The 21,780-nt window shown below is 62.4% G+C and carries 23 protein-coding genes and 1 pseudogene; 8 read left to right on the top strand and 16 right to left on the bottom strand.

Features of this window, described 5'->3' with window-relative positions:
* Positions 1–399 precede the first annotated feature (399 nt).
* The 3 genes from EOA85_RS06140 (at position 400) to EOA85_RS06130 (ending at position 5,037) form a co-directional block, all read left to right on the top strand.
* Positions 400–1,581: an efflux RND transporter periplasmic adaptor subunit gene (locus EOA85_RS06140; protein ID WP_127208736.1), complete on the top strand. Its 1,182-nt coding sequence runs from the start codon at positions 400–402 to the stop codon at positions 1,579–1,581.
* Between the two features lie 2 nt (positions 1,582–1,583).
* Positions 1,584–4,760 (top strand): efflux RND transporter permease subunit, encoded by a 3,177-nt coding sequence (locus EOA85_RS06135; protein ID WP_127208735.1) that lies wholly within the window; start codon positions 1,584–1,586, stop codon positions 4,758–4,760.
* Positions 4,761–4,878: 118 nt separating this feature from the next.
* On the top strand, positions 4,879–5,037 hold the full coding sequence (locus EOA85_RS06130) for a DUF3309 family protein (RefSeq protein ID WP_036267059.1): 159 nt from the start codon (positions 4,879–4,881) through the stop codon (positions 5,035–5,037).
* 137 nt (positions 5,038–5,174) lie between these two features.
* On the opposite strand, the gene EOA85_RS06125 is transcribed toward EOA85_RS06130, so the two are convergent.
* On the bottom strand, positions 5,175–6,134 hold the full coding sequence (locus tag EOA85_RS06125) for an SDR family oxidoreductase (protein ID WP_127208734.1): 960 nt from the start codon (positions 6,132–6,134) through the stop codon (positions 5,175–5,177).
* A gap of 94 nt (positions 6,135–6,228) precedes the next feature.
* Here EOA85_RS06125 and EOA85_RS06120 point away from each other — a divergent pair, with 94 nt between their 5' ends.
* Entirely contained in the window at positions 6,229–7,140 is a 912-nt protein-coding gene (locus tag EOA85_RS06120) for a LysR family transcriptional regulator (protein ID WP_127208733.1), read from the top strand.
* On the opposite strand, the gene EOA85_RS06115 is transcribed toward EOA85_RS06120, so the two are convergent.
* The 3 genes from EOA85_RS06115 to EOA85_RS06105 all read right to left on the bottom strand — a co-directional run bounded on the left by EOA85_RS06115 (position 7,098) and on the right by EOA85_RS06105 (position 9,527).
* Positions 7,098–8,279, bottom strand: a complete 1,182-nt coding sequence (locus EOA85_RS06115; RefSeq protein ID WP_127208732.1) for an MFS transporter — start codon at positions 8,277–8,279, stop codon at positions 7,098–7,100. The two genes, EOA85_RS06120 and EOA85_RS06115, sit on opposite strands and share 43 nt — an antisense overlap.
* A 131-nt stretch (positions 8,280–8,410) precedes the next feature.
* The gene (locus tag EOA85_RS06110; protein WP_127208731.1) at positions 8,411–8,719 is read right to left on the bottom strand and encodes a DUF1244 domain-containing protein; all 309 of its coding nucleotides are present in this window, start codon (positions 8,717–8,719) and stop codon (positions 8,411–8,413) included.
* 10 nt (positions 8,720–8,729) lie between these two features.
* Positions 8,730–9,527, bottom strand: a complete 798-nt coding sequence (locus tag EOA85_RS06105) for an N-formylglutamate amidohydrolase (protein ID WP_127208730.1) — start codon at positions 9,525–9,527, stop codon at positions 8,730–8,732.
* A gap of 287 nt (positions 9,528–9,814) precedes the next feature.
* Here EOA85_RS06105 and EOA85_RS06100 point away from each other — a divergent pair, with 287 nt between their 5' ends.
* Entirely contained in the window at positions 9,815–10,261 is a 447-nt protein-coding gene (locus EOA85_RS06100; RefSeq protein WP_245316137.1) for a DUF1036 domain-containing protein, read from the top strand.
* Complete coding sequence (pyk, locus tag EOA85_RS06095) at positions 10,258–11,694, top strand: pyruvate kinase (RefSeq protein WP_127208729.1); 1,437 nt, start codon at positions 10,258–10,260, stop codon at positions 11,692–11,694. Before EOA85_RS06100 ends, pyk begins: the two co-directional genes overlap by 4 nt.
* Before the next feature lie 172 nt (positions 11,695–11,866).
* Here the strand turns inward: pyk and EOA85_RS38700 are convergent, their stop codons facing one another.
* From EOA85_RS38700 to EOA85_RS06040, 11 genes and pseudogenes are all read right to left on the bottom strand, one after another.
* Positions 11,867–12,070, bottom strand: a complete 204-nt coding sequence (locus EOA85_RS38700; RefSeq protein WP_065011295.1) for a hypothetical protein — start codon at positions 12,068–12,070, stop codon at positions 11,867–11,869.
* A gap of 167 nt (positions 12,071–12,237) precedes the next feature.
* Entirely contained in the window at positions 12,238–12,822 is a 585-nt protein-coding gene (locus EOA85_RS06085) for a hypothetical protein (RefSeq protein ID WP_127208728.1), read from the bottom strand.
* A gap of 111 nt (positions 12,823–12,933) precedes the next feature.
* Complete coding sequence (ykgO, locus tag EOA85_RS06080; RefSeq protein ID WP_006327841.1) at positions 12,934–13,059, bottom strand: type B 50S ribosomal protein L36; 126 nt, start codon at positions 13,057–13,059, stop codon at positions 12,934–12,936.
* 196 nt (positions 13,060–13,255) lie between these two features.
* A pseudogene (locus EOA85_RS06075) lies at positions 13,256–14,330 on the bottom strand (5-(carboxyamino)imidazole ribonucleotide synthase).
* Positions 14,327–14,824, bottom strand: coding sequence for a 5-(carboxyamino)imidazole ribonucleotide mutase (gene purE, locus EOA85_RS06070; RefSeq protein ID WP_127208727.1), 498 nt, complete (start codon positions 14,822–14,824; stop codon positions 14,327–14,329). Before purE ends, EOA85_RS06075 begins: the two are co-directional and overlap by 4 nt.
* A gap of 102 nt (positions 14,825–14,926) precedes the next feature.
* Positions 14,927–16,132: an aminotransferase class V-fold PLP-dependent enzyme gene (locus EOA85_RS06065; protein ID WP_127208726.1), complete on the bottom strand. Its 1,206-nt coding sequence runs from the start codon at positions 16,130–16,132 to the stop codon at positions 14,927–14,929.
* 25 nt (positions 16,133–16,157) lie between these two features.
* A complete protein-coding gene (locus tag EOA85_RS06060) occupies positions 16,158–16,619 on the bottom strand; it encodes a RidA family protein (protein ID WP_127208725.1) in 462 nt (153 codons plus the stop codon).
* 36 nt (positions 16,620–16,655) lie between these two features.
* Entirely contained in the window at positions 16,656–17,450 is a 795-nt protein-coding gene (locus tag EOA85_RS06055) for an amino acid ABC transporter ATP-binding protein (protein ID WP_127208724.1), read from the bottom strand.
* A gap of 4 nt (positions 17,451–17,454) precedes the next feature.
* Positions 17,455–18,105 (bottom strand): amino acid ABC transporter permease, encoded by a 651-nt coding sequence (locus EOA85_RS06050; protein ID WP_127208723.1) that lies wholly within the window; start codon positions 18,103–18,105, stop codon positions 17,455–17,457.
* Position 18,106: 1 nt separating this feature from the next.
* Entirely contained in the window at positions 18,107–18,772 is a 666-nt protein-coding gene (locus EOA85_RS06045) for an amino acid ABC transporter permease (protein ID WP_065011301.1), read from the bottom strand.
* Positions 18,773–18,841: 69 nt separating this feature from the next.
* A complete protein-coding gene (locus EOA85_RS06040) occupies positions 18,842–19,723 on the bottom strand; it encodes a transporter substrate-binding domain-containing protein (protein WP_127208722.1) in 882 nt (293 codons plus the stop codon).
* A gap of 120 nt (positions 19,724–19,843) precedes the next feature.
* Here EOA85_RS06040 and EOA85_RS06035 point away from each other — a divergent pair, with 120 nt between their 5' ends.
* On the top strand, positions 19,844–20,647 hold the full coding sequence (locus tag EOA85_RS06035) for an IclR family transcriptional regulator (protein ID WP_127208721.1): 804 nt from the start codon (positions 19,844–19,846) through the stop codon (positions 20,645–20,647).
* 32 nt (positions 20,648–20,679) lie between these two features.
* On the opposite strand, the gene EOA85_RS06030 is transcribed toward EOA85_RS06035, so the two are convergent.
* On the bottom strand, positions 20,680–20,883 hold the full coding sequence (locus EOA85_RS06030) for a YdcH family protein (RefSeq protein ID WP_023797035.1): 204 nt from the start codon (positions 20,881–20,883) through the stop codon (positions 20,680–20,682).
* Positions 20,884–21,122: 239 nt separating this feature from the next.
* Here EOA85_RS06030 and EOA85_RS06025 point away from each other — a divergent pair, with 239 nt between their 5' ends.
* Positions 21,123–21,308 carry a YdcH family protein gene (locus EOA85_RS06025; protein ID WP_023797036.1) on the top strand — a complete coding sequence of 62 codons (186 nt, stop codon included), beginning with the start codon at positions 21,123–21,125 and terminating at the stop codon, positions 21,306–21,308.
* Positions 21,309–21,780 lie beyond the last annotated feature (472 nt).

Raw genomic sequence — 21,780 nt, 5'->3', positions numbered from 1 at the left:
TGAAATATTCCCATCATGCTGACAGCTGCTGCCATGCCGTTTCGATAGCGCCTCCCCAGCGGCAGAGGAAAGCCTAAGGCACGGCAACGACGACGGTTGATGCAGCCAAGGGTTCGAGGGTCGCGGTCTAGCGGTTGCTTTCGTATCCGCGCTGCGCCGACCGCCATGTGGCAGACGGAACGGCTGCGCTGATCCGGCGCGCCTCGTGGCGGCGGGCGCATCCTGCCCAGCGAAGTATTACCCATCAACTTTTCTGACTATATTGCGGTGCAACTTTGATGTAGAAGCTCATTCGCCGATCACGGCAAGTTGAACACGGCCTTGCGCGCACCCATATCGGCGACGCGCCCGAGTTAGAAGACGCGGCCTGGCCGAACCCCGCGCACTGGAAAAACGACGATGCCGAAATACAGGTTTCACAAGCTTGCAGCCATTGTTGTGCTTGTCGGGTTCGCTGCATGGATGGTGACGGGCGAGTTCTCGTCCGTCGGCAGCGCGGCCGCCGACAACGAACCCAAGGCGGGGGAGGTCGAGCAGCCAAAGGCGGCTGACGCCAGCAAGGCCAAGCCCAGTGAGGCAGAACAGCCCAAGGCGCCCCTGCGCACCGTCGCGACCATAACTCCGCCCAGGCGTACGTATGCGCGCGCCATCCGCATTTCCGGACTGACCGAAGCCGATAAGCGCGCGGTCTTGGCGACGCGCGTCGCCGGCGTCATCGACAAGCTTCCGGTCAAGCAGGGACAGCGCGTCAAGACCGGCGACCTCGTGCTGATGTTGGCAGCCGAGGAAAAGCTTTCGGCGGTCAGCAACGCCAAGCAGCTTCTGGTTCAGCGTCAGGCCGAACTCGACGCGGCGTTGCGGTTGGCGAAAACCGGCAATCTGCCCAAGCTGCAACTCGATACGGCGCGCTCGAATTTGACCTCGGCGCAGGCTCTGCTGGAGACGGCGCAAGCCGAGCTTGACCGCAACGAAGTGAAGGCGCCCTTCGACGGCGTCATCGACCGAGTGCCGGTGGAGCTTGGCAGTTCCGTGATGCAGGGCGGCGAAGTGGCGACCATTCTGAGCCTTGATCCGGTGATCGCCCGCGGCGAGGTCAGCGAACGCGATCTCGGCTATCTGAAGATCGGCGACAAGGCGAATGTCCGGTTGGTCAGCGGCCAGAATGTCGAGGGCACCGTGCGCTATATCAGCCGCGACGCCTCGTCCGCCACCCGCACCTTCCGCGTCGAGATCGCAATCCCCAACCCCGAGGGCACTATTCCGGCCGGGATGACCGCCGAGATCGCGCTAAGCGCGCAGCCGACCGACGCCGTCATTCTGCCGCGCTCCGTGGTGACGCTGGGCGACAAGGGCGACCTCGGCATTCGCGCCGTCGACAAGGACGACAAGGTCGTGTTCTTCCCCATCGACCTGGTCGACGACACGCCAACCGGCCTAGTGCTCGGCGGCATCCCCGTCGATGCGCGCATCATCGTCGCCGGCCAGGAACTGGTGAAGGAAGGCGAAGTGGTCAAGCCGGTCGAGGCCGACCGGGCGACCATCCAAAAGCTGTTGGGCGAAGCGACGGCCGGGACGCAGTAATCATGGATATCGTAAAACTCGCAATCAACAACGCCCGGCTGACCATTTCGGTCCTGGTCTTCCTCATCCTTGCGGGTGCGGTTGCCTATCAGTCGACACCGAAGGAAGCGGAACCCGACGTTCCGATTCCCATGATGTATGTCAGCCTGATCTATCAGGGCATCTCGCCTGAGGATTCGGAACGCCTTCTGCTGCGGCCGATGGAGGCCAAGCTGAAAAGCCTAAAAGGTCTCAAGGAGATGCGTTCGGCCGCCTTCCAGGGCGGCGGTTACGTGCTGGTCGAATTCCACCCGCAGACGGATCTGGCGACGGCGTTGCAGGACACGCGCAGCAAGGTCCAGGATGGCAAGGCCGACCTGCCGCAGGCTGCCGAGGAGCCTGTAGTCTCCGAAGTAAACGTCTCCGAGTTCCCCGTCCTTGTCGTGACCCTGTCGGGCGAAGTGCCCGAGCGCATGCTGACGGCGGCGGCGCGCGAGTTGCGCGACCGCATCGAGGAAGTGCCTGGCGTGCTGGAGGGCTCGCTGCAGGGCGCCCGCGACGATCTCGTCGAAGTCGTCATCGATCCGATGAAACTGTCTTCCTACGGGCTGCAGCTCGAGCAACTGATCGGTGCTGTCGGTGATTCCAACAGTCTTGTCGCCGCCGGCAACATCGAAGGATCCGAGGGCAAATACGCGGTCAAGGTGCCGTCGCTGATCGAGACGCCGGAGGACGTGGCGGCGCTTCCGATCGTCGCCGGCCCCAATGCCGTGGTGCAGGCCAAGGATATCGCCACCGTCCGCTCCACCTTCAAGGACGCCGAGACGGTGACCCGTCTCGACGGCAAGCCGGCGATCGCCATCGAGGTGAAGAAGCGCATCGGCTCTAACCTGATCGACACGATCGCCCAGGTGAGGGCCGTGTCCGATGCCTTCATAAAAACCATGCCGGAAGGTATGCACGTCACCTACACGCAGGACAAATCGGTCTTCGTCAACCAGTTGCTCGGCGATCTGCAGAATCACGTCATGATCGCCGTGATCCTGGTGTTCATCGTCATTCTCTACGCGCTCTCGGGCCGTGCATCGCTGCTGATCGGACTGGCCATCCCATCGTCCTTCCTGATCGGCATTCTGCTGTTGGCCATGATGGGCTACACGATCAACATGATCGTGCTGTTCAGCCTCATCCTGGCGGTCGGCATGCTCGTCGATGACGCCATCATCGTCACCGAATTCGCCGAGCGGCGGATGAGCGAAGGCATGCCTAAGGCAGAGGCCTTCGCACTTGCCGCCAAGCGCATGGCCGGTCCAGTTATCGCCGCGACGATGACGCGCATCGCCGCCTTCTCGCCGCTGCTGTTCTGGCCGGGTATCATCGGCGATTTCATGAAATACATGCCGATCACGCTGATCGTCACGCTTTCGGCCTCGATGCTCTATGCGCTGGTCTTTGCGCCGGCGCTCGGCGCCCTGTTCGCCAAGGCGCCGCCGCATCACGAAAATGACAACCGCGACGGCTGGTACATGGCCGTGGTCAAGCAGGCGGTTCGCTTTCCCATTACCGTACTTCTGCTCACCGTTGGCCTTTTGTTCGGTGTCGGCTTTGCCTATTCGAAATACGGCGCCGGCGTCGAGTTCTTCCCGAATGTCGAGCCTGACTACGGCCTGCTCTATGTGCACGCCCGCGGCAACCTTTCGCTCGCCGAAATGGATGCCGCCACGAAGACCGCCGAGAACCGGCTTCTCGGCTGGCCGGGCGTGAAATCGGTCTACACCCGTGTCGGCAAGACCCAAGGCGGCGGTCAGGACATTCCTGAAGACGTAGTCGGCGTAATCCAGTACGAGTTCGTCGACTGGCGCGAGCGCAAATCGGCGAACGCGATCCTGGACGAACTGCGCGGCGTCATGGCCGGCATTCCCGGCGTCGACGTCGAGGTTCGCGTGCCCGAGGCCGGCCCGCCCACCGGCAAGCCGATCCAGATCAGGCTTTCGGCCGTCGACCCAAAAGGTCTCGACGACAAGGCGCGCGCCGTCGCCGCGCGCATTGCCAAGGTGCCCGGCGTCATCGACATTTCCGACGGCCTGCCGCCGCCCGGCGTCGACTGGGCGCTCGACGTCGATCGCGCCAAGGCGGCGCAATACGGCATCAGCCCGACCTCGGTCGGAACGGTTGTGCAACTGGTGACGAACGGGCTGAAGCTCAGTGAATACCGGCCAGCCGGTGCTGACGACGCCGTCGACATCAGGCTGCGCCTGCCCGAGGACCGGCGCACGCTGTCGACACTCGACGACCTCAGGGTGCAGACTTCGCAAGGGTCGGTGCCGATCTCGAATTTCGTCGTGCGCAAGCCCGAGCCGACCGTCGGTATCCTCAACCGCATCGACGGCGCGCGCACCGTGGTTGTCCAGGCCAATGTCGCCGCCGGCGAGCAAGTCGCTTCTGTCCAGCAGCAGGTCACCCAGGCTGTCGCCGATATGGATCTCGGCAGCGGCATACGCTGGAAGCTTGCCGGCTCGAACGAGGATAGCGCCGAGGCCAGCGCCTTCCTCAGCAAGGCCTTCGGTGCCGCGATCTTCCTGATCTTCCTGGTGCTTCTGATGCAGTTCAACAAGTTCACCAGCGTCTGGCTGGTGCTGTCCTGCGTGGTTATGGCGACGGTCGGGGTGTTCCTGGGATTGCTTTTGACAGGAGAGGCGTTCGGCATCGTCATGTCGGGCATCGGCGTCATCGCGCTCGCCGGCGTGGTGGTGAACAACAACATCGTGCTGATCGACACTTATGACCGGCTGCGCGAAGAGGGCTGGGACAAGATGGACGCGGTGCTGCAGACCTGCCGTGAGCGTGCCCGGCCGGTCGTGCTGACGGCGGTGTCGGCGATCCTCGGCGTGCTGCCGATCGCTTTCGGCCTCGGTCTCGAAATCTTCCATCACGAGACGACGATCAACGCGCCGTCGACGCAATGGTGGATATCGCTGTCGTCGGCGATCGTCTTCGGCCTGTCCTTCGCCACCTTGCTGACGCTGGTGGTGACACCGTCGATGCTGATGGTGTTCACGCGCAGTAAGAACAGCCGCTTCTATGCATTCTTCCGTCGGGTGTTCCGGCGCGGCAAGACAGTCGGGGCGACTGTCGAGACGCCCGCAAGACCGGGCTCGCTTGACGAGCCGGCGATCGCCTTCCCGAAGGCCGCCGAATAGGCCAACTTTGCTTGGAGTGCCGAGCGTATTCTGATCGCGCAAAGAAAAGGCCGCCGGGAACAACCCAGCGGCCTTTTGCATTGTCTGTCATGCGACACCTCAAAGCGGGGAGTTTCTCATGACGCTCAGCACCATTCTCGTCATCATTCTGATCCTCATTTTGATCGGCGCGGTGCCGGCATGGCCTCATTCGCGTTCCTGGGGTTATGGTCCCTCCGGCATCGTCGGCGTCATCCTGATCGTGCTGCTGGTGTTGCTGCTGATGGGCAGGATTTGACCGGGAGTTTGGTGCGCTCGACAAGGTACAGCGCTGCGCGCCTTCTGAGGGCGCAGCGCTGTAGCATTTGATTTTCGCTTGGTCCTTTCCGAGCCTTCGGTTCGGATCATCCGCTGGGTAGTGACCACTCTCCGTTTTCAGGCAGCTTTCGAAACGCCGTCAATCGTGGCGACACTGAGATCATCGAGAGCGCCTGCCACCGCCTTATGCAGGGGCGTATGCGGGATCGTGCCGATGATGCCTTCCAGCCTTGCCGAGACCAGCCGGTGCGGTTCGAAGCGCAGATAGGACATCGAGACGATCTCGCGCCACATTGCCACGAACGGGCTGCCAGCGCGCAGCACCCACCACGGCATCGACGTCAGTTTCAGCGTGCGCCCGAGCGCTTTTTCCGCGGCCGCCTTGATCTCGAGATCGGTAACGGCGTGGCCGGGAAAGTTCAGCGATTCGTAGGAGCCGAGCTTGTCGAGATTCTCGGCTAGCCCGACGAACGCCTTGGCCAAGTCCGGAAGGTAGGCCCATTCATGCACGAGATCGACCGGCCCGGGAGCGGTATAGACGCCCTTGTCCATCTTGGCGGCGACGATCAGATCGAACCACGCTCCGCTGCCGGTGCCGCCGAAGAAATCGCCGGCCCGCAGCAGAATGGTGCGCACTCGACCCGCTTCGGCCTCGCGCCGAAAGAGGTCTTCCATGGCGACGCGGATGCGGCCCTTTTCGGTCGTCGGGTGGAACGGCGTGTCTTCGGTGATGACCTCCGGCATCGGCGAGCCGTAATTGTAAACGCTACCGGGAGCGAGGTGCAATGCGTCGTTCGCCCGGCACGCGGCCATGACATTCTCGGCCATCGGCAGGCACTTGCCCCAGTCGGTGTAGATCGGGTTGAGGCCGTTGAAGATGATGTCGACGCCTTCGGTGGCGCGGATAAGCGCTTCGCGATCGAGCCCGTCGCCGGCGACGGCGATGGCGCCTGTGAGTTCTGCCGCGATCTTGCCGCTGCGGGTGATGGCGCGGACTTCATAGCCAGCGTCGATGAAGGCCTTGGCCACCACGCGGCCGAGCCGGCCATTGGCACCCAGAATTGCGATCTTAGTCATTTTTCGTCTCCGTGTTTGCGTTACAGTCACAATATGATCCGTCCGCAAACGAATAGAAATTGACTGAATTTTGCGACGTGATATTCAGTTTTGAATGGAATTCGACTGGAACCTGATCAAGAGTTTCGTCACAGTGGCGGAAACCGGCAGCCTGTCCGCTGCCGCGCGCAAGCTGGCTGCAAGCCAGCCGACGCTCGGCCGCCATATCGCCGAGCTGGAGCAGGCGCTCGGCGTCACCCTGTTCCGGCGCGGGCGGCGCGGCTATGCGCTGACCGAAGCCGGCAGCACGCTCTACGAACGCGGCCGGGCAGTGAGCGAGCAGGCAAGCGCCTTTTCGCTATTGGCGCTGGGATCGGTCGAGGCGATCGAAGGCACGGTACGCGTTGCCGCCAGCGAGGTGGTGGCTGCCTATGTCCTGCCCGAGATGACGGCTCGGCTGGGCGCCGAGGAACCCGGCATCGAGGTCGAGATCGTCGCGTCGAACCAGGTCGAGAATCTCTTGCGCCGCGATGCAGACATTGCCATCCGCATGGTGAAGCCGGCGCAGAACGAATTGGTGGCGCGTAAAGTGGCAGACATTCCGCTCCGCGCCTGCGCGGCAAAATCCTATCTCGACCGGCGTGGCCGTCCGCGCGAACCCGGCGATCTTGCCGGCCACGATCTGATCGGCTTCGACCGCAGCGATGCGATCATTCGCGGCTTTGCCCAGTTTGGTGTCCTGCTCACCCGCAATGCCTTCCGCTTCAGGACCGACAACCAAATCGTGCTTTGGGAGGCGGTGCGGGCGGGAAACGGCATCGGCTTCGGCCAGGAGCCGCTGGCCGATCGCGATCCGCTGGTGGAGACAGTGCTGCCGGCCCTCGCGCTGCCGACGCTGCCGGTATGGCTGGCCATGCACCGGGACGTGCGCACCAGCGTGCGCATCCGCCGTGTCGCGGATTTCCTCTGTGAGGAGTTGAAACGCTATTCGGCTGGTGCTGGGTCGGGCGCGAATTCGGCGCGGTGAGCGAGCCCGGCCATCAAAAATACGACGACCAGCAGTCCCGACAAAGCCACGAAGATCGGACCGAAGCTTGAATGCTCGGCGATGAAGCCGATTGCCGAAGGCGCCACCAGAATGCCGGAATAGCCCATGGTGGTGACGACGCTCATGCCGGTGCCGGATGACATGCCTTCCTGGTTGCCACCGGCCGAAAACAGGATCGGCACCATATTGGCGATGCCAAAGCCGCAAAAGGCAAAGGCTGAGATGGCGAGCCAGGGCGAGGGCACCAGCCCAGCCACCAGCATGCCGGCGGCGGCGACAAGCGCCGAGACGCGCAGCGTCGTCACGGCACCGAAACGGTTGCGGACTCCGTCGCCAGCGAAGCGCATGACGGCCATGACGCCGGAAAAAGCGGCGTAGGCCAAACCCGCTATGGCAAGGTCGGTGCCGAGTTCCTGTTGCAGGTAAAGCGCCGCCCAGTCGAGTACCGCACCCTCGGAGATCATCGTCAGCAGCGCCATCAGTCCGACCAGATAGACCAGCGGATTTCCAGGCAGCGCGAATTTGTGATGGTTGGTCACCTGAGGCTTATCCTCGGCGATCAGGTAGCGGACTGCCACTGCAATCACTGCGAAAGCGAGAGCTGTCACGACCATCGAATGGGCGAGATGACCGTAGTTCTGGATGGCGAAGCCGCCGAGAGCGCCGCCGGTGAAACCGCCAAGGCTCCAGAAGCCGTGCGAGGACGACATGATGGCGCGGGACAACCGCCGTTCCACCACGACCGCATTGGCGTTCATAGCGACATCCATGCCGCCGATCGAACCGCCGAAGATGAACATGGCTATGGCCGCCAGCGGCACGTTGGGGGCAAGCGCCACAACCAGCAGGCCGAAGCTGCCGATGAGACCGAACCAGCGCAGCACGGTGCGCGAACCATGCCTGGAGATCAGGTGGCCGCACCAAGTCATGGCTGTGACCGCGCCGGCGCCGAACAGCAAGATCAGCAGGCCAAGCGTAAATTTGCTGATATCCAGCCGGGTCAGGACCACCGGGATCTGCGGCGCCCAGGCGCCGGTCAGAAAACCATTGGCGAGGAAGATGGCCGCCACGGCCCATCGTCCACGAATGGCGGTCTGCATGATTTTTAGCGTGTCCATCGTGTAGAATCCGGTGCCACAATAGCTTCGCGCGGCAAATTAGATCGATTCAATCCTCGGTCAAGCGCTCGTTCTTGAAAGTGCTTGGGCCAAGCGACTCGCTTGAACTCGAGGTTGATGACAGCGATCGGTTAGTGATCCCTGGGGCCTCTTGCCTCGAACTCCGCCTTCTTGGCATCGGAGGCATCAGTCTGGTTGAGCGCCTGCCATTCGGCATAGGGCATGCCGTAGATGATCTCGCGCGATTGGTCCTTACTGAGATCGACGCCCCCCGCCTCCGCGGCGTCGCGATACCAGTTGGAGAGACAGTTGCGGCAGAAGCCGGCGAGGTTCATCAGGTCGATGTTCTGCACGTCCGTGCGTTCGCGCAGATGCGCGACCAGCCGGCGGAAGGCGGCGGCTTCGCAATCGCGTTTTTGCGCGTCGCTGAGTTCCGTCATCGAAACCTCCTTACAGCGGCCCGGTGCGCGAGCCGAATCGTTTGACGTGATGTATATCGGGACGGCGGTTGATCGCGTCAACGATCGGCGCCAGCCGTTCGGCCCAGGCGACCGCATCCTTCCGACCGGCGATCAGGTCCTGACGGATTTCGATCAGCGCATGGGCAAAGCCGTTGACTATGGCATGCCTGAACATGGTGTCGCCGCGCAATGCGCCGTCATAGGGCTCGTTGTCGCCAACGATAAGGCTTTTGTCCTCGGCAAGCATTTCGATCAGCGGTCGCGCCACCCGGTCGTCGCGATCCCACAAGACACCAACATGCCAAGGGCGCACGAATCCCTGCATGAATGGGGTGAAGGAATGTACCGAAAAGATGAAGGGCGCGCTTGCGGAAGCCTGTGCCACCGAGGCGATCATAGCGCCGACCGCATCGTGATAGGGCCAATAGAAGCGGTCGAGCCGCCTTTCACGTTCTTTCAAGGCAAGTGGATAATTTCCCGAAATGACGGTGCCGTCATAGAGTTGGCGGATCAGCGTCGGATCGTCCTCGCCGCGATTGGGATCGATCAGAAGTCGCGAAAAATTGGCGAGTACCGCCGGCACGCCGAGGAAAGCTGCCAGTTCGCGCGTCACCGTCTCGACACCGATGTCGTAGGCGATATGGCGATCGAATTCCGCCGCCGGCAAGCCGAGGCTGCCATACTCTTCCGGCAAGTCGCGACGGGCGTGATCGGCCAAAAGCACGATGCCTCGCTTGCGGTCGCCCTCGACGATGTCGAAAGGCGCGAAAACTGTGGATCGGGTCATCGGCGGGAAATGGTCTGTTCGCTGGCTTCCGGGGAGGATGGTATCGTCATTCCACGAAGGGGATGATTACGCAATGCCGTCGTTTGGCCACGGTTTCTGCGGAAATCTGGCGGAAGGCAAAAGATCGTGCGCCGAAGCCTTTCTAAATCGATTGGAATTGAGCAAAAGGGCGCGTTGACATGCGCCCGGACTTTTCCGAAAAGGGGCGTTGAGAGATGCGAATGTGGTTCTTGAGGGATTTCAGGATGGGTTCCGCCGGCAGGCCGCGCGTGCGCTATGCCTTCGCCATGCCGCTCCTCACCCTTGCTGTGGGCCTCGCCGCGATGGTTGCGGCCTCGCCGGCGCGCGCCGATTTCCGTGTCTGCAACGCCACGCAGAACCTGGTCGGCGTCGGCATCGGCTATCGCGCCAAAGCCGGCTGGATCACCGAAGGCTGGTGGCACATCGAGGGATCGAGCTGCAAGACGCTGATCGAAGGGCCGCTGTCATCAAGATTTTACTATCTTTATGCAGAAGACGCCGAGCGCGGCGGGCGCTGGGATGGCCCGATCAACATGTGCGTGGCCGAAAAAGAGTTCAAAATCGCCGGCGTTACCGATTGCGTCGCCCGGGGCTTCCAGCGCGCCGGATTCCAGGAATATGACACGGGCGAGCAGGCAAGCTGGATGGTCCAGCTGACCGATGACCCCGCAACGGGGGGCGTTCCAGCCGCCCCGGGAACAAACAGTCAATGAGACGCAGCCGCAAGGTCAAGATACTCGCCACTATCGGTCCGGCCTCCTCCTCAGAGGACATGCTGAAGAAGCTCTTCGAAGCCGGCGCCGACGTGTTTCGCATCAATATGAGCCACACCGATCATGAATTGATGCGCACACTTGTCGGTCGCATCCGCACCGTCGAGAAAGCGGTCGGCCGGCCGATCGGCATTCTCGCCGATCTGCAGGGGCCCAAGCTGCGGGTCGGCAAGTTTGCCAACGGCAAAGAGACGCTGACACTCGGCCAGACCTTCACGCTCGACGACAATCCCGAGCCCGGCAATTCGACCAGGGTCTATCTGCCCCACCCGGAAATCCTGAGATCGGTCGAGGCCGGTCACCGCCTTTTGATCGACGACGGCAAGCTCGAGCTGAAGGCGGTGAAGAGCGACGGCAAGGCGATCGTCTGCATCGTCGTCGCCGGCACCAGCATCTCCGACAAGAAGGGCGTCAGCCTGCCCGACACCGACCTGCCGGTCGGCGCGCTGACCGAAAAGGACCGCAGGGATCTCGATGCGGTGTTGGCCACCGGCGTCGACTGGGTGGCGCTGTCATTTGTCCAGCGTCCGGAGGATTTGGCCGAAGCGCGCAAGATCGCACGCGGCCGGGCGCTCATCATGGCCAAGATCGAAAAGCCTCAGGCCGTCGCCCGGCTGGCCGAGATCATCGAACTTTCGGATGCCTTGATGGTTGCCCGCGGCGATCTCGGCGTCGAAATGCCTCTTGAAGCCGTGCCCGGCATCCAGAAGCAGATCACCCGCGCCGCGCGCCGCGCCGGCAAGCCGGTGGTGATCGCCACGCAGATGCTGGAATCCATGATCACCGCGCCGGTGCCGACCCGCGCCGAGGTGTCGGACGTCTCGATCGCCGTGTTCGAAGGCGCCGACGCTATCATGCTCTCGGCCGAGTCCGCGGCCGGCGCCTACCCGGTCGAGGCAGTGGCGATGATGAACCGCATCGCCAGCAAGGTCGAAATCGACCCGACCTATGCCGGCATCATCAATGCGCAGCGCTCGGAGCCGGAAGCGACCGGCGCCGACGCCATCTCGCTCGCCGCCCGCGAAATCGCCGAGACGCTGAAACTGTCGGCGATCATCAGCTATACGGCGTCGGGCACGACCGGCCTGCGCGCCGCGCGCGAGCGGCCGCAGGTGCCGATCGTCGCGCTGTCGCCGATCGTCAACACGGCGCGGCGGCTGTCGCTTCTGTGGGGTACGCATTGCGTCGTCTCGCCCGACGCCATCGACCTCGACGACATGGTCGACCGCGCCTGCCGCATCGCTTTGGATGAAGGGTTCGGCAAGCCGGGCGATCGGGTCATCATCACGGCCGGCGTGCCGCTGAGGACGCCTGGCTCCACCAACATGCTGCGCATCGCCTATGTCGGATCGGACGTGCAGGCCAGAGGCTAATGCAAGTCGCCCAAAATGCGCAGCGATCTTGGGATGAAAACAGACATCCAAAGCGCGTCGCATGAATCACTTCAACGGGACGAGCTTTTAAGCCGCTCAACGGCAAATTCACCAAGCTGACGCCTTGCCTCTATGGGACCATGAGCGCAGCGACTTACTGGCTGCGACCGAATCAAGTCGGTGAGGCGACGGCGAGTACGATCGAGATTATCAGCAAGAGCGGCCCCATCCATTTGAAATGGCTGGGAAGGCGTGCCAACCAGGCCCGTTGTCCAGCCTGGGGTTGGTTTGGCATCTGGAGAAACCCGTAGCCGATGCCCGACATCCATAGGCCGACGCAAAACATTATAAATTCATCGATATAAGCTGCAATCATGATTGCCTAACCCCCCTGACCCCCGACAGGAAACCACACCTGGCGCTCACCGGCAAGCAGTGCCGAGATAGGTCTAGCTAGATTGCAATGGCATGACCACCGCAAGAGGACAACAGTTTGAAATTACCGTGGCAGCGTCGCAGTCGAGGCGCACTGGCCTGCCGGTATTAAATTCCTTCGCCGGCAAGTTCTTCCGAAAGCGTGCCGACCTGATCCTGCGCGCTGCGCATCATCGGGTAGATACTGAGCACGCGCTGCCACGCTTCCAGCGCCGACTGCTTGTGGCCGGTTACGGCCATGATCTGCGCCAGGCCGGACAGTGCGCCGAAATGGCGCGGCTCGAGCTGCAGCGTGCGGTCGATGTCCGCCATCGATTTCCCAAAGTTATTCATCATGAAATGCACGGTGGCACGCCGGTTCCAGCCTTCCGCATAGGCCGGTTGCAAGGTCACCACCTGGTCGAGGAAGTCGAGCGCCACGTCGAACTTTTTTTCTTCGGCCGCCTTTTGCGACCATTGCATCATCAGGTCGATCGAGGCGCTGCCGGATTGCGACCACTCGTGCGAGATGCGCGCGGCGATGCGCTCGGCGGCCTTTTCATTGCGCTCGCGCTTCAGGTCGACAAACAGCTGGTCGAGCCTTGCCTCCCTGGTCGTGGCAATCGGAGGGGCGACCGCATCGTCCGCTTGAGCCGGAAGCGAGGCGGAACCGAAAAGAAAAAGCGCCGCGAAGAATGCAAAGAGAATCCGCATGACCGGAATCTAACCCCGGACAGCAGATCGTCAAACTGAATTTAGCGTGAAAGGGCCGGCAGGCCGGCAAATCATGCAAGCGCGGAGGCAGGCACCCCCACGCGAAAAGACTCAGCCCTGGCGTGCCTTGTAGCGCGGAGCGGTCTTGTTGATGATGTAGACGCGGCCCTTGCGGCGAACCAGCTGGTTGTCGCGGTGACGCGCCTTGAGCGCCTTGAGCGAATTCTTGATCTTCATGGTCTTGCCCGTCGGTCTGGGCCCGCTTGGGCCGAATTATTAAGGCGCGCTCGGAAAGCGCGCCTCTCAACTTGTGCGTGGCTCATAAACGAGGAGCCTTGCCCGTGTCAACCGCAGCATGCTTCATGGTTGAAGCCAGTGTGGCGGATTTTGAGTTTCTGCTCTATCTACGGCAGTAGAGGGGCGCCCCCTGGCCTCAACGGTGACGGCTCATTCGCGTAAAATGGCCCATCTTGCGGCCGGGACGCGCTTCGGCCTTGCCGTAGAGATGCAGCATCAGATCGGGCTCGGCGAGCAGGGCCGGGACGCGCAGGACATCGTCGCCGATCAGGTTCTCCATGACGCAGTTGAGATGGCGGCCGGGATTTCCCAGCGGCAGGCCGGCGACGGCGCGAATGTGCTGCTCGAACTGCGAGACGGTGCAGGCGGCTTCCGTCCAGTGGCCGGAATTGTGGACGCGCGGCGCGATCTCATTGGCCAGCAGCGCGCCGTCGGCAAGGACAAAGAACTCGATACCGATGACGCCGACATAATCGAGCGCCGCAAGTATTTTTGCCGCCGCCGCCTGCGCTGCAGCGGCGGTTTCGGACCCTATCCTGGCCGGCAGGGTCGAGCTGTGCAGGATGCCGTCCCGGTGGACGTTTTCTGCCGGATCATAGGCGGCGAGCGAACCGTCCATGCCGCGCGCCGCGATCACCGAAATCTCGCGTTCGAAGCCGACGAAGGATTCGAGGATCAACGGCACGTTGCCCATCGACTCGCAGGTGCCGGCAAAGCCACCCGTTTCCATGTTGCGGAACACGCGCTGGCCCTTGCCGTCATAGCCCATGCGCCGCGTCTTCAATATGCCGCTGCCGTCGAACTTTTTCAGCGCCGCCGTCAGCTCGTCGTCATTGTCGACGGGACAGAAATCTGCCGTGGGAATGCCGATGCCGTTGAGGAATTTCTTCTCCGCCACCCGGTCCTGCGCCACTTCCAGCGCGCGTGCCGGCGGATAGACCGGGACTGTGACGGCAAGCGCGCTGGCGGCCATGACCGGCACGTTCTCGAACTCATAGGTGACGACGGCGCTGACTGCCGCCAGTTCGGCGAGCGCAGCCGTGTCGTCATAGGCGGCGGCAATCTGCCGGTTGGCGACCTGTGCCGCCGCAATCCGGCTGCGGCTCCAGCACGACGGTACGATAGCCGAGGCGAGCCGCGGCCATGGCCAGCATGCGGCCGAGCTGGCCGCCGCCGATGATGCCGATGGTCGATCCCGCAGGCAGGCTCATTGCGTGTCCGTGGGCTCGGCGGCGACCTTGGCGGTCTGGGCGGCGCGCCAGGCATCAAGCCGGGCGGCGAGCTTTTCGTCAGTCAGCGCCAGCACGGCCGCAGCCAGAAGGGCGGCATTGGTGGCGCCCGCCTTGCCGATGGCCAGCGTGCCGACCGGAATGCCGGCCGGCATCTGCACGATAGAGAGCAGCGAGTCCTGTCCGGAAAGCGCCTTAGATTCTACCGGCACGCCAAAAACGGGGAGCGGCGTCATCGCCGCCGTCATTCCGGGCAGGTGCGCCGCACCGCCGGCGCCGGCGATGATTACCCGAAAGCCGGCCGCCTTGGCGCCCTTGGCAAAGTCATAGAGCCGGTCGGGGGTTCGGTGGGCCGAGACGATCAGCCGCTTGTGCGGGATACCTAGCGCCTCCAGCGTTTCGGCGGCGTGGCGCATCGTCGCCCAGTCGGACTGGCTGCCCATGATGATGGCGACGTCGGCACGGTGATCGTCCAAGCTTCTGCTCCCGGCGGCAAAGGCGCGCATTAGCGGAATTCGGGATCGACGGCAAGGATACCATGCCTCGGCGCAGCATTCAGGCGTATGGCGCCATGTTACCTAATCCGGCCAGCGCAAGGCGCCGGCGCTATCCTTGCGAGCCGACTTCATGGCATCCGCAGGACGGTCACTTGCGCTCAACACTGCCCGTAGGCGCTCGGCGACGATCTCCGCCTCGCCAGGATGAAGGTTGCAGGGGTCGAGGAAGAAGTGACCGCGCTCGACCTCGTGGTTGCGGACGATAATGGGAGGCGAACCTGCCGCCAGCGCCGAGGCAAGGCCGGCGGCGGTGAACCTGCTTTCGGGCGTAACAAACACCTGCAGGCGGTCGAGCGGATTGCCGGTCGGATCGGGAATGACATGCGCGGCGATACCGGGCAGCCCTTGCAATGCGTCTCTCCACAGATGCAAAGCCACTTCTTCCCGCTTGCGGATACCGGCATGGTCGCGCCGCTCCCAGGCCTCCAGAGCGGCCATGGTGCCGGCGATGCTTTCCTTGCCGATTTTCATCGCCCGAGCAACGCCACGATTCTGCAGATAGGCGGCCCGCACCAGATCCTTGCGCCCGGTGACGATGCCGCTTGTTGGTCCGCTGAGGAATTTGTGCCCGCTATAGACGACGATGTCGGCGCCGCGTGCGAGAAAGCCGCGCAAATCGTATTCGGAGGCGGCGTCAACGATCACCGGGACGCCCCTGGCATGGCAGATTTCACAGAATTCCTCGAGCGAAAGCATGCCGTATTGCACGGTGTGGTGCGCAACGACATAGAGGCCTGCCGCGGTACGGTCGGAGATCGCCTCGCGCACATGATAGTCCTGCGTCACGCTGACCGTGCCGGCCGGTACGGTCCTGGCCCCGGCAAGCCGGACCGACTGGTCGATCGGCGCGCCGTAGTTGACGATGTGACCGAGCTGGACAATGACCTCGGACTTGAGGCCCTCCGTGTCGTCCGGCAGCCGCTCGATCGCGAGTAGGTTGGTGCCGGTCATCGTGCCGGCAATCGCCATGGTGATGCCGCTGGCGCAGCAAGCCGTGACGAAGCCGGCCTCGCCTCCTGTGAGGTGCGCGACGACCGTGCTTGCGGCGCGTTGCAGATCGTCCATCTCCACCCACTGCGACGCGATCTCCGACATCGCGGCGATCGCTTCCGGGACGATGATCGAGGCGCCGAGCGCTGTCATCGTGCCGGAAACGTTGATGATCGGGCGAAGGCCCAGCCGTTCGCGAATTGTCGTGTTGGAGCCGTTTGCCGAATAGGTTTTCATTTTTGCGGATCCCATTTGGTAGACATCAGGCGGCGATCTCGACCACCGCCTCGATTTCGACAGTGATGTTGCCCGGCAATGAGCCGACACCGATCGCCGAGCGGGCGTGCCCGCCGATATTATCAAAGACAGCGGCGAAAAGATCGGAGCAGCCGTTGACCACTTTCGGATGGTCACTGAAGGTCGGGATCGCGTTGACGAAGCCAAGCAGCTTGACGACGCGCACGACGCGGCCGAGGTCGCCTGCCGCGGCGTGCATGACGGCGAGCAGGTTCAGGCCGGTGAGACGGGCATGCTTATAAGCCTCTTCAACAGTGACGTCCTCGCCCACCTTGCCGGTGCAAAGCGTGCCGTCGGCGCGCAACGGCCCCTGGCCGGAGAGGAAGATCAGCCGTCCGCTTTCGGCGTGGGTGACGAAGTTGGCGATCGGCGCCGGCGGCTCGGGCAGCGTCAGGCCCAATTCGGCGAGCCGGATGTAAGGCGTCATGAAAGGCTCCTTGCGACAGCTTTCGCCGTCCGGATGTCAGAAATGCGAGGCACGAAACCGCGCCAGGAAACTGCGGAGACGCTCATTTTCGATCTCAGCGCCCAGAATCTCGGCAGGCGGGCCTGCGGCGCTGACGCCGCCATCCGCCATGAAGACGATGCGGCTCGAGGCGTCGCGCGCAAAGGCCATCTCGTGCGTGACCATCACCATTGTCATGCCGTCCTCCGCCAGGCTGCGCACGACCTCGAGCACCTCGCCGACGAGCTCCGGGTCGAGCGCGGATGTTATCTCGTCGAGAAGCAGGATTTTCGGCTCCATCGCCACCGCCCGGGCGATGCCGACACGCTGCTGCTGACCGCCGGAAAGCTCGGCGGGCAGGCTGTCGGCTTTGTGGGCGAGGCCGACCCGGCCGAGCCAGTGCTCGGCAATGGCACGTGCTTCGGTACTGCTCTTGCCGCGCACCTTGCGCAGGCCAAGCATGATGTTGCCGGCCGCCGTCAGATGCGGGAACAGATTGAAACTCTGGAACACCATTCCGGTTTCGGCGCGCATCTTCGCCAGGTCGCGCTCGCTGCGGCGCTGGCGTGTTCCTGTGTCGCGGAAACCGACCTCCTTGCCGTCGATGCGGATGGAGCCGCTGTCGTAGCTCTCCAGGAAGTTGACGCAGCGCAGCAGCGTGGTCTTGCCGCTGCCGGAAGGTCCGATGACAGTCACCACCTCGCCGCGTGTCACCTGCAGGCTGACGGAGCGCAGGACCTCGACGGATCCAAAGGATTTGGAAACCTCGGAGACATCGAGAAGCGCCGGATTGGCGGGCGGGGCGATGGACATCTTGCTATTCCCGGATAAAGGAGAAACGCCGCTCCAACCGTCGGCTGGCCAGGGAGAGGGCGTAATTGACGACGAAGTAGATGACCGCACCGAGGATGTAGAGCGGCATCGCCTCGTAGGTGCGGCCGATGACCTGGTTGATGGCGTGCATCAGGTCGGTGATGCCGAGCAGCGAGACCAGCGCGCTGCCCTTCACCGCATCGGTGACGCCATTGATCCAAGGCGGCAGGAAGCGCCTGAACGCTTGCGGGAAGATGACGTAAGCCAGTCGCTGGCGAAAGGTCAGCCCGATCGCCATCGCCGCTTCGGACTGCCCCTTCGGTATGGAACCGACCGCACCGCGCAGATACTCGATGACCTGCGCCGTCTTGAACAGGGTGAGTGCCAGCACGGCTGCCCAGAAGGATTCCAGATGGATGCCGACGGCAGGCAGGCCGTAATAGACGAAGAAGATGAGCACCAGGATCGGAATGCCACGTATGGTGTCGCTGAAAATCCGCACCGCCCAGCGCAGCGGAGCCGGGCCATAGATAAGGCCGACGCCCATCATCACGCCGGCGACGAGCGACAACACCACGACCAGCAGCGACACCCATAGTGTCACGGCAAAACCCTGGGCCAGGAAAGGCAAGGCATAGGCGATCTGGCCAAGCATCCTAGTGCGCCGCCCTGAACCGGCGCTCGACAAGCCGAAGCGCATAAAGAAGCGCATAGCCGGTCAAGAGGTACATCGCCGTCACTACAAGATAGACCTCGACGATGCGGAAGGTGTTGAAGTTGATCCACTGGGCGCCGTAGGTGAGCTCGGGCACGGAAATGACCGAGGCAACGGACGTGTCCTTGAACAGCGATAGGAACGTGTTGGAAAGTGCGGGCAGCGTTATCCGCAACATCGTCGGCAGGCGCACATGGACCAACCTTTGCCAGGGCGTCAGGCCGATCGCCTTGCCGGCGTCGAGCTGCCCGCGCGGAACCGCTTCGAGCCCCGAGCGGAACACCTCGACCAGATAAGCGCCGCTATAGAGCGACAGCGTGGCAATGAATGAGGTCTGCGCGCTATAGGCGATGTCGACCACCGTCGGCAGGCCGTAGAAGACGAGATAGACGAGCAGGATCAGCGGCACGTTGCGGATGAACTCGACATAGGCGGCGATGACGGTCCGCACCGCACGCCCGGCCGACACGTACCAGACCGCCAGAAGCAGCCCGATGACGATGCCGATCGCGATGGAGATCACGGCCAGCTCGAGGCTGAGCAGCAGCCCTCCCCAGAGCTTGTCGAAATGCCGCCAGATCAGGTTGAAGTTTAGGGTATAGCCCATGTGTCCCTGTGATATCGAGGGCCGTCGACGAGAAGGAGGCGGAAGGGCGCGCCCTTCCGCCAGCTTGCATCAGATGACCGGGAAGCCGGGATGGCGCGCCGGCGGCTCCTGTCCGAAATAGTCCTTGAATGCAGCGTCATAGAGCGCCGTCTCATGGCCGAACATGGCGGTGGTGAAAGTCGTGTTGACGAAGGTCAGCCAGTCGAGGTCGCCTTGCCGAAGTGCGGCGCCGTAAAGCATCGAGAACCAGCTCTTGCCGGCATCGAAGTATTTGTCCGGATTACGCGAGGCGAGCCAGCGGACCGTCGACAGATCGACGGCGGCGCCGTCGACGCGCTTCGATTCCAGTGCCTGCAGCACGTTGGCCTGCGTGTCTATCTGCATCACCTGCGCCTCCGGCAGGACGATTCGCACATTTGCCTCGGCATCGACGTTCTGCAGGATGGAAATCCGTGTCGCCGAACCGCCGGCAAGCAGCTTGTCGAAAGTCTTGTTTTCGGCGTTCGGAAGGGTCAGCAAGGCGATGCCTTCGACGTAATAGGGCCGGGAGAAGTGGATAAGCTGCGAGCGCTGGGCGGTCATGGTCATGAACTGGATCGAGATGTCGACCTTGTTGGTGGTCACGTTCGGAATGCGCTGTGCCGGATCCTGCATGACGAATTCGACCTTGGTCGTATCGTCGAAAAGCCCCTTGGCAAGAATGCGCCCCATGGTGATGTCCATGCCGACCAGCTCGCCGGCATCGTTTTCGAAGTGCCAGGGCGCGTTGGTGCTGCCGGTGCCGACGATCACCTTGCCGCGCTCAAGAACAGTGCGCAGCAGGCTGTCCGGTGCAGCTTGCGCTGCCGCCTTCTGAACATCGATCGTTGCTGCTGCGCCCACCACTCCGGCCGTTGCAAGCCCTGCCATTCCCAGTTTCAGAAATTCACGTCTTTTGGATGTGTCGTTCACGGCGACCTCCTTCGTGTTGTGTTCCCCTTGGCGATACATGCGCCAGTGATCTGCTGGATTGTCTCTTACAAAAGACACATGTATCCTGTACAAGACAGATACTAGCATCAGGAATCAGTAATGCAAGATGGCAATGCCTTGGCAGCGCGGTCGGAAGCTGGTCCGGACGAAGACAAGATTGCGAGTTCCCGCGAGAAGGGTCTCAACCGGGTGCTCCATATCCTGGAGTTTCTTCACGCGAACCAGCGAGCGATCGGGATTGGCGATCTCGCCAAAGGAGTGAATGCGCCGCGCTCGACGATCTACACGCTTGTGCGCTCGCTCGTGGATGCAGGCCTGCTGGAAATGGCCGTCGACGGCAATCGGGTCTATTTCGGGAAGAGGCTTTATCTCTACGGAATGGACTATGTGCGCGGCAACGACTTGCTCAGGAGAGGGCGTCAGGAAGTCGACAATCTGTCGCGCGAGACGGGCGAGACCTCTGAATTGTGTATGCTGCAAAGCGGCCGCTATACGATTGTCCATTCAAGCCCGGGCACCAGGCCGTTCCGGATCAGTTCGGCCACAGGTTTGCAGATCCCGCTTCCCTGGACCGCTTCCGGGCGATTGCTACTCGCCGGTTTCGAACGGGCCGTGATCGAAGACATGGTGTCTGAGGACGATCTCGTCCTGCCGGACGGCCGCAGATTGCTGCTGGACGACTTCATAGAAGATATCGTCACGGCCGGGTCTGCCGGCTACTGTGTGACCTCCGGTCTTGTCGACGCCTATACAAAATGCCTTGCAGCGCCGGTCTTTTCAGCTGCCGGCAAGGTCGAGGCGACGATATGCCTGGTGGTTCCCATCGACACTTCCGAGGAGAAGACCGGCCATCTCATTGCCCTGCTGCGCGAACGCGCCGCAAGGCTTTCGATCACGGGATGAGCAGGATTTGCCGCGACGGTAAGTGGATTCGCTCACGCGATGATGTCGGGGATGATCCGGTCTTCCAGCGCCATCAGCCGGTCTTTCAGGAAAAGTTTTTTCTTCTTCATGCGCTGGATCTGCAGAGGGTCGCAGCCCATGGCGATCATCGCGTTGATCGCCGCGTCGAAATCGGCATGCTCTTGCTTCAGCCGAGAATATTCGAGGCGGATATCGGCCTGTTCCTGTTCGGACATTATCTACCGTCTGCACGTCTGCGGCGCCCAAAAATGGGCCTGATTGGGCGGGGCCGGAGGTATCTTGCACCGGCGCGCAGCCAATACCACATTTCGTATTGTCGTGAAATGCTACCACGCAGCATTCGACATCGATGCCCGATAGTGGCACACTGTCATTATGCCGTCACAGAAGCGAGCCTGCGGTGGACGCGCCTTGACGGCTGCAATCGAGGAAACCATGAAAGGGAGAACCAATCATGTCTCTTGCATCCCATCTTGATGAGCTGCAGCGGAAACACGGCGACATCGAACGCGAAATCGATGATGCGATGAACCATCCATCGGTCGATGACCTCGAAATCGTGAATCTCAAGCGGCGCAAGCTGGCACTCAAGGACGAGATTGAAAAACTGAAGGCGAAACCGAAACCGACCACGCACTGACGTTCTTCTACAGCGCCGCGCGTCCTTTGGACGCGCAAAGGGCGCTGTCGCATTTCCGATTGGCGCATGATCCTTTCCGAAAATCGTTTCGATTTTCGGGTTCACGTGCAGGGATAGCTGCACGCTTTGCGCGCGACCATCTTTTCCGGTGGCAACCAATGCCGCCGGAACGTTTCTTTATTTGCCCGGCGGTCGATTTGACAGGTCTGCCTGCCCGTCGCCATTGACAAGCCATCTTTGCTCCTCCACCTCATGCCCGGACCTTCTACAGCGCCGCGCGTCCTTTCGGACGCGCAAACGACGCTGTATTTAGTTTTTTGCGCATGATTGTTTCCGGAAACCGATTCCGGAATTCTGCGCTAACAAAGGGCAGCCGGCCATGACCGGATATTTTTCTTCACCATTCCCGCGCCGTTCATCGGTCGGTGTCGATGTCGGCGGCGTGATGATCGGCGGGGGGGCGCCTGTCGTC

Source organism: Mesorhizobium sp. M5C.F.Ca.IN.020.29.1.1 (assembly GCF_003997375.1).
In the GTDB taxonomy this organism is placed as follows: Bacteria; Pseudomonadota; Alphaproteobacteria; order Rhizobiales; family Rhizobiaceae; genus Mesorhizobium; species Mesorhizobium wenxiniae.
This window is presented reverse-complemented; position numbering and strand designations above follow the sequence as displayed.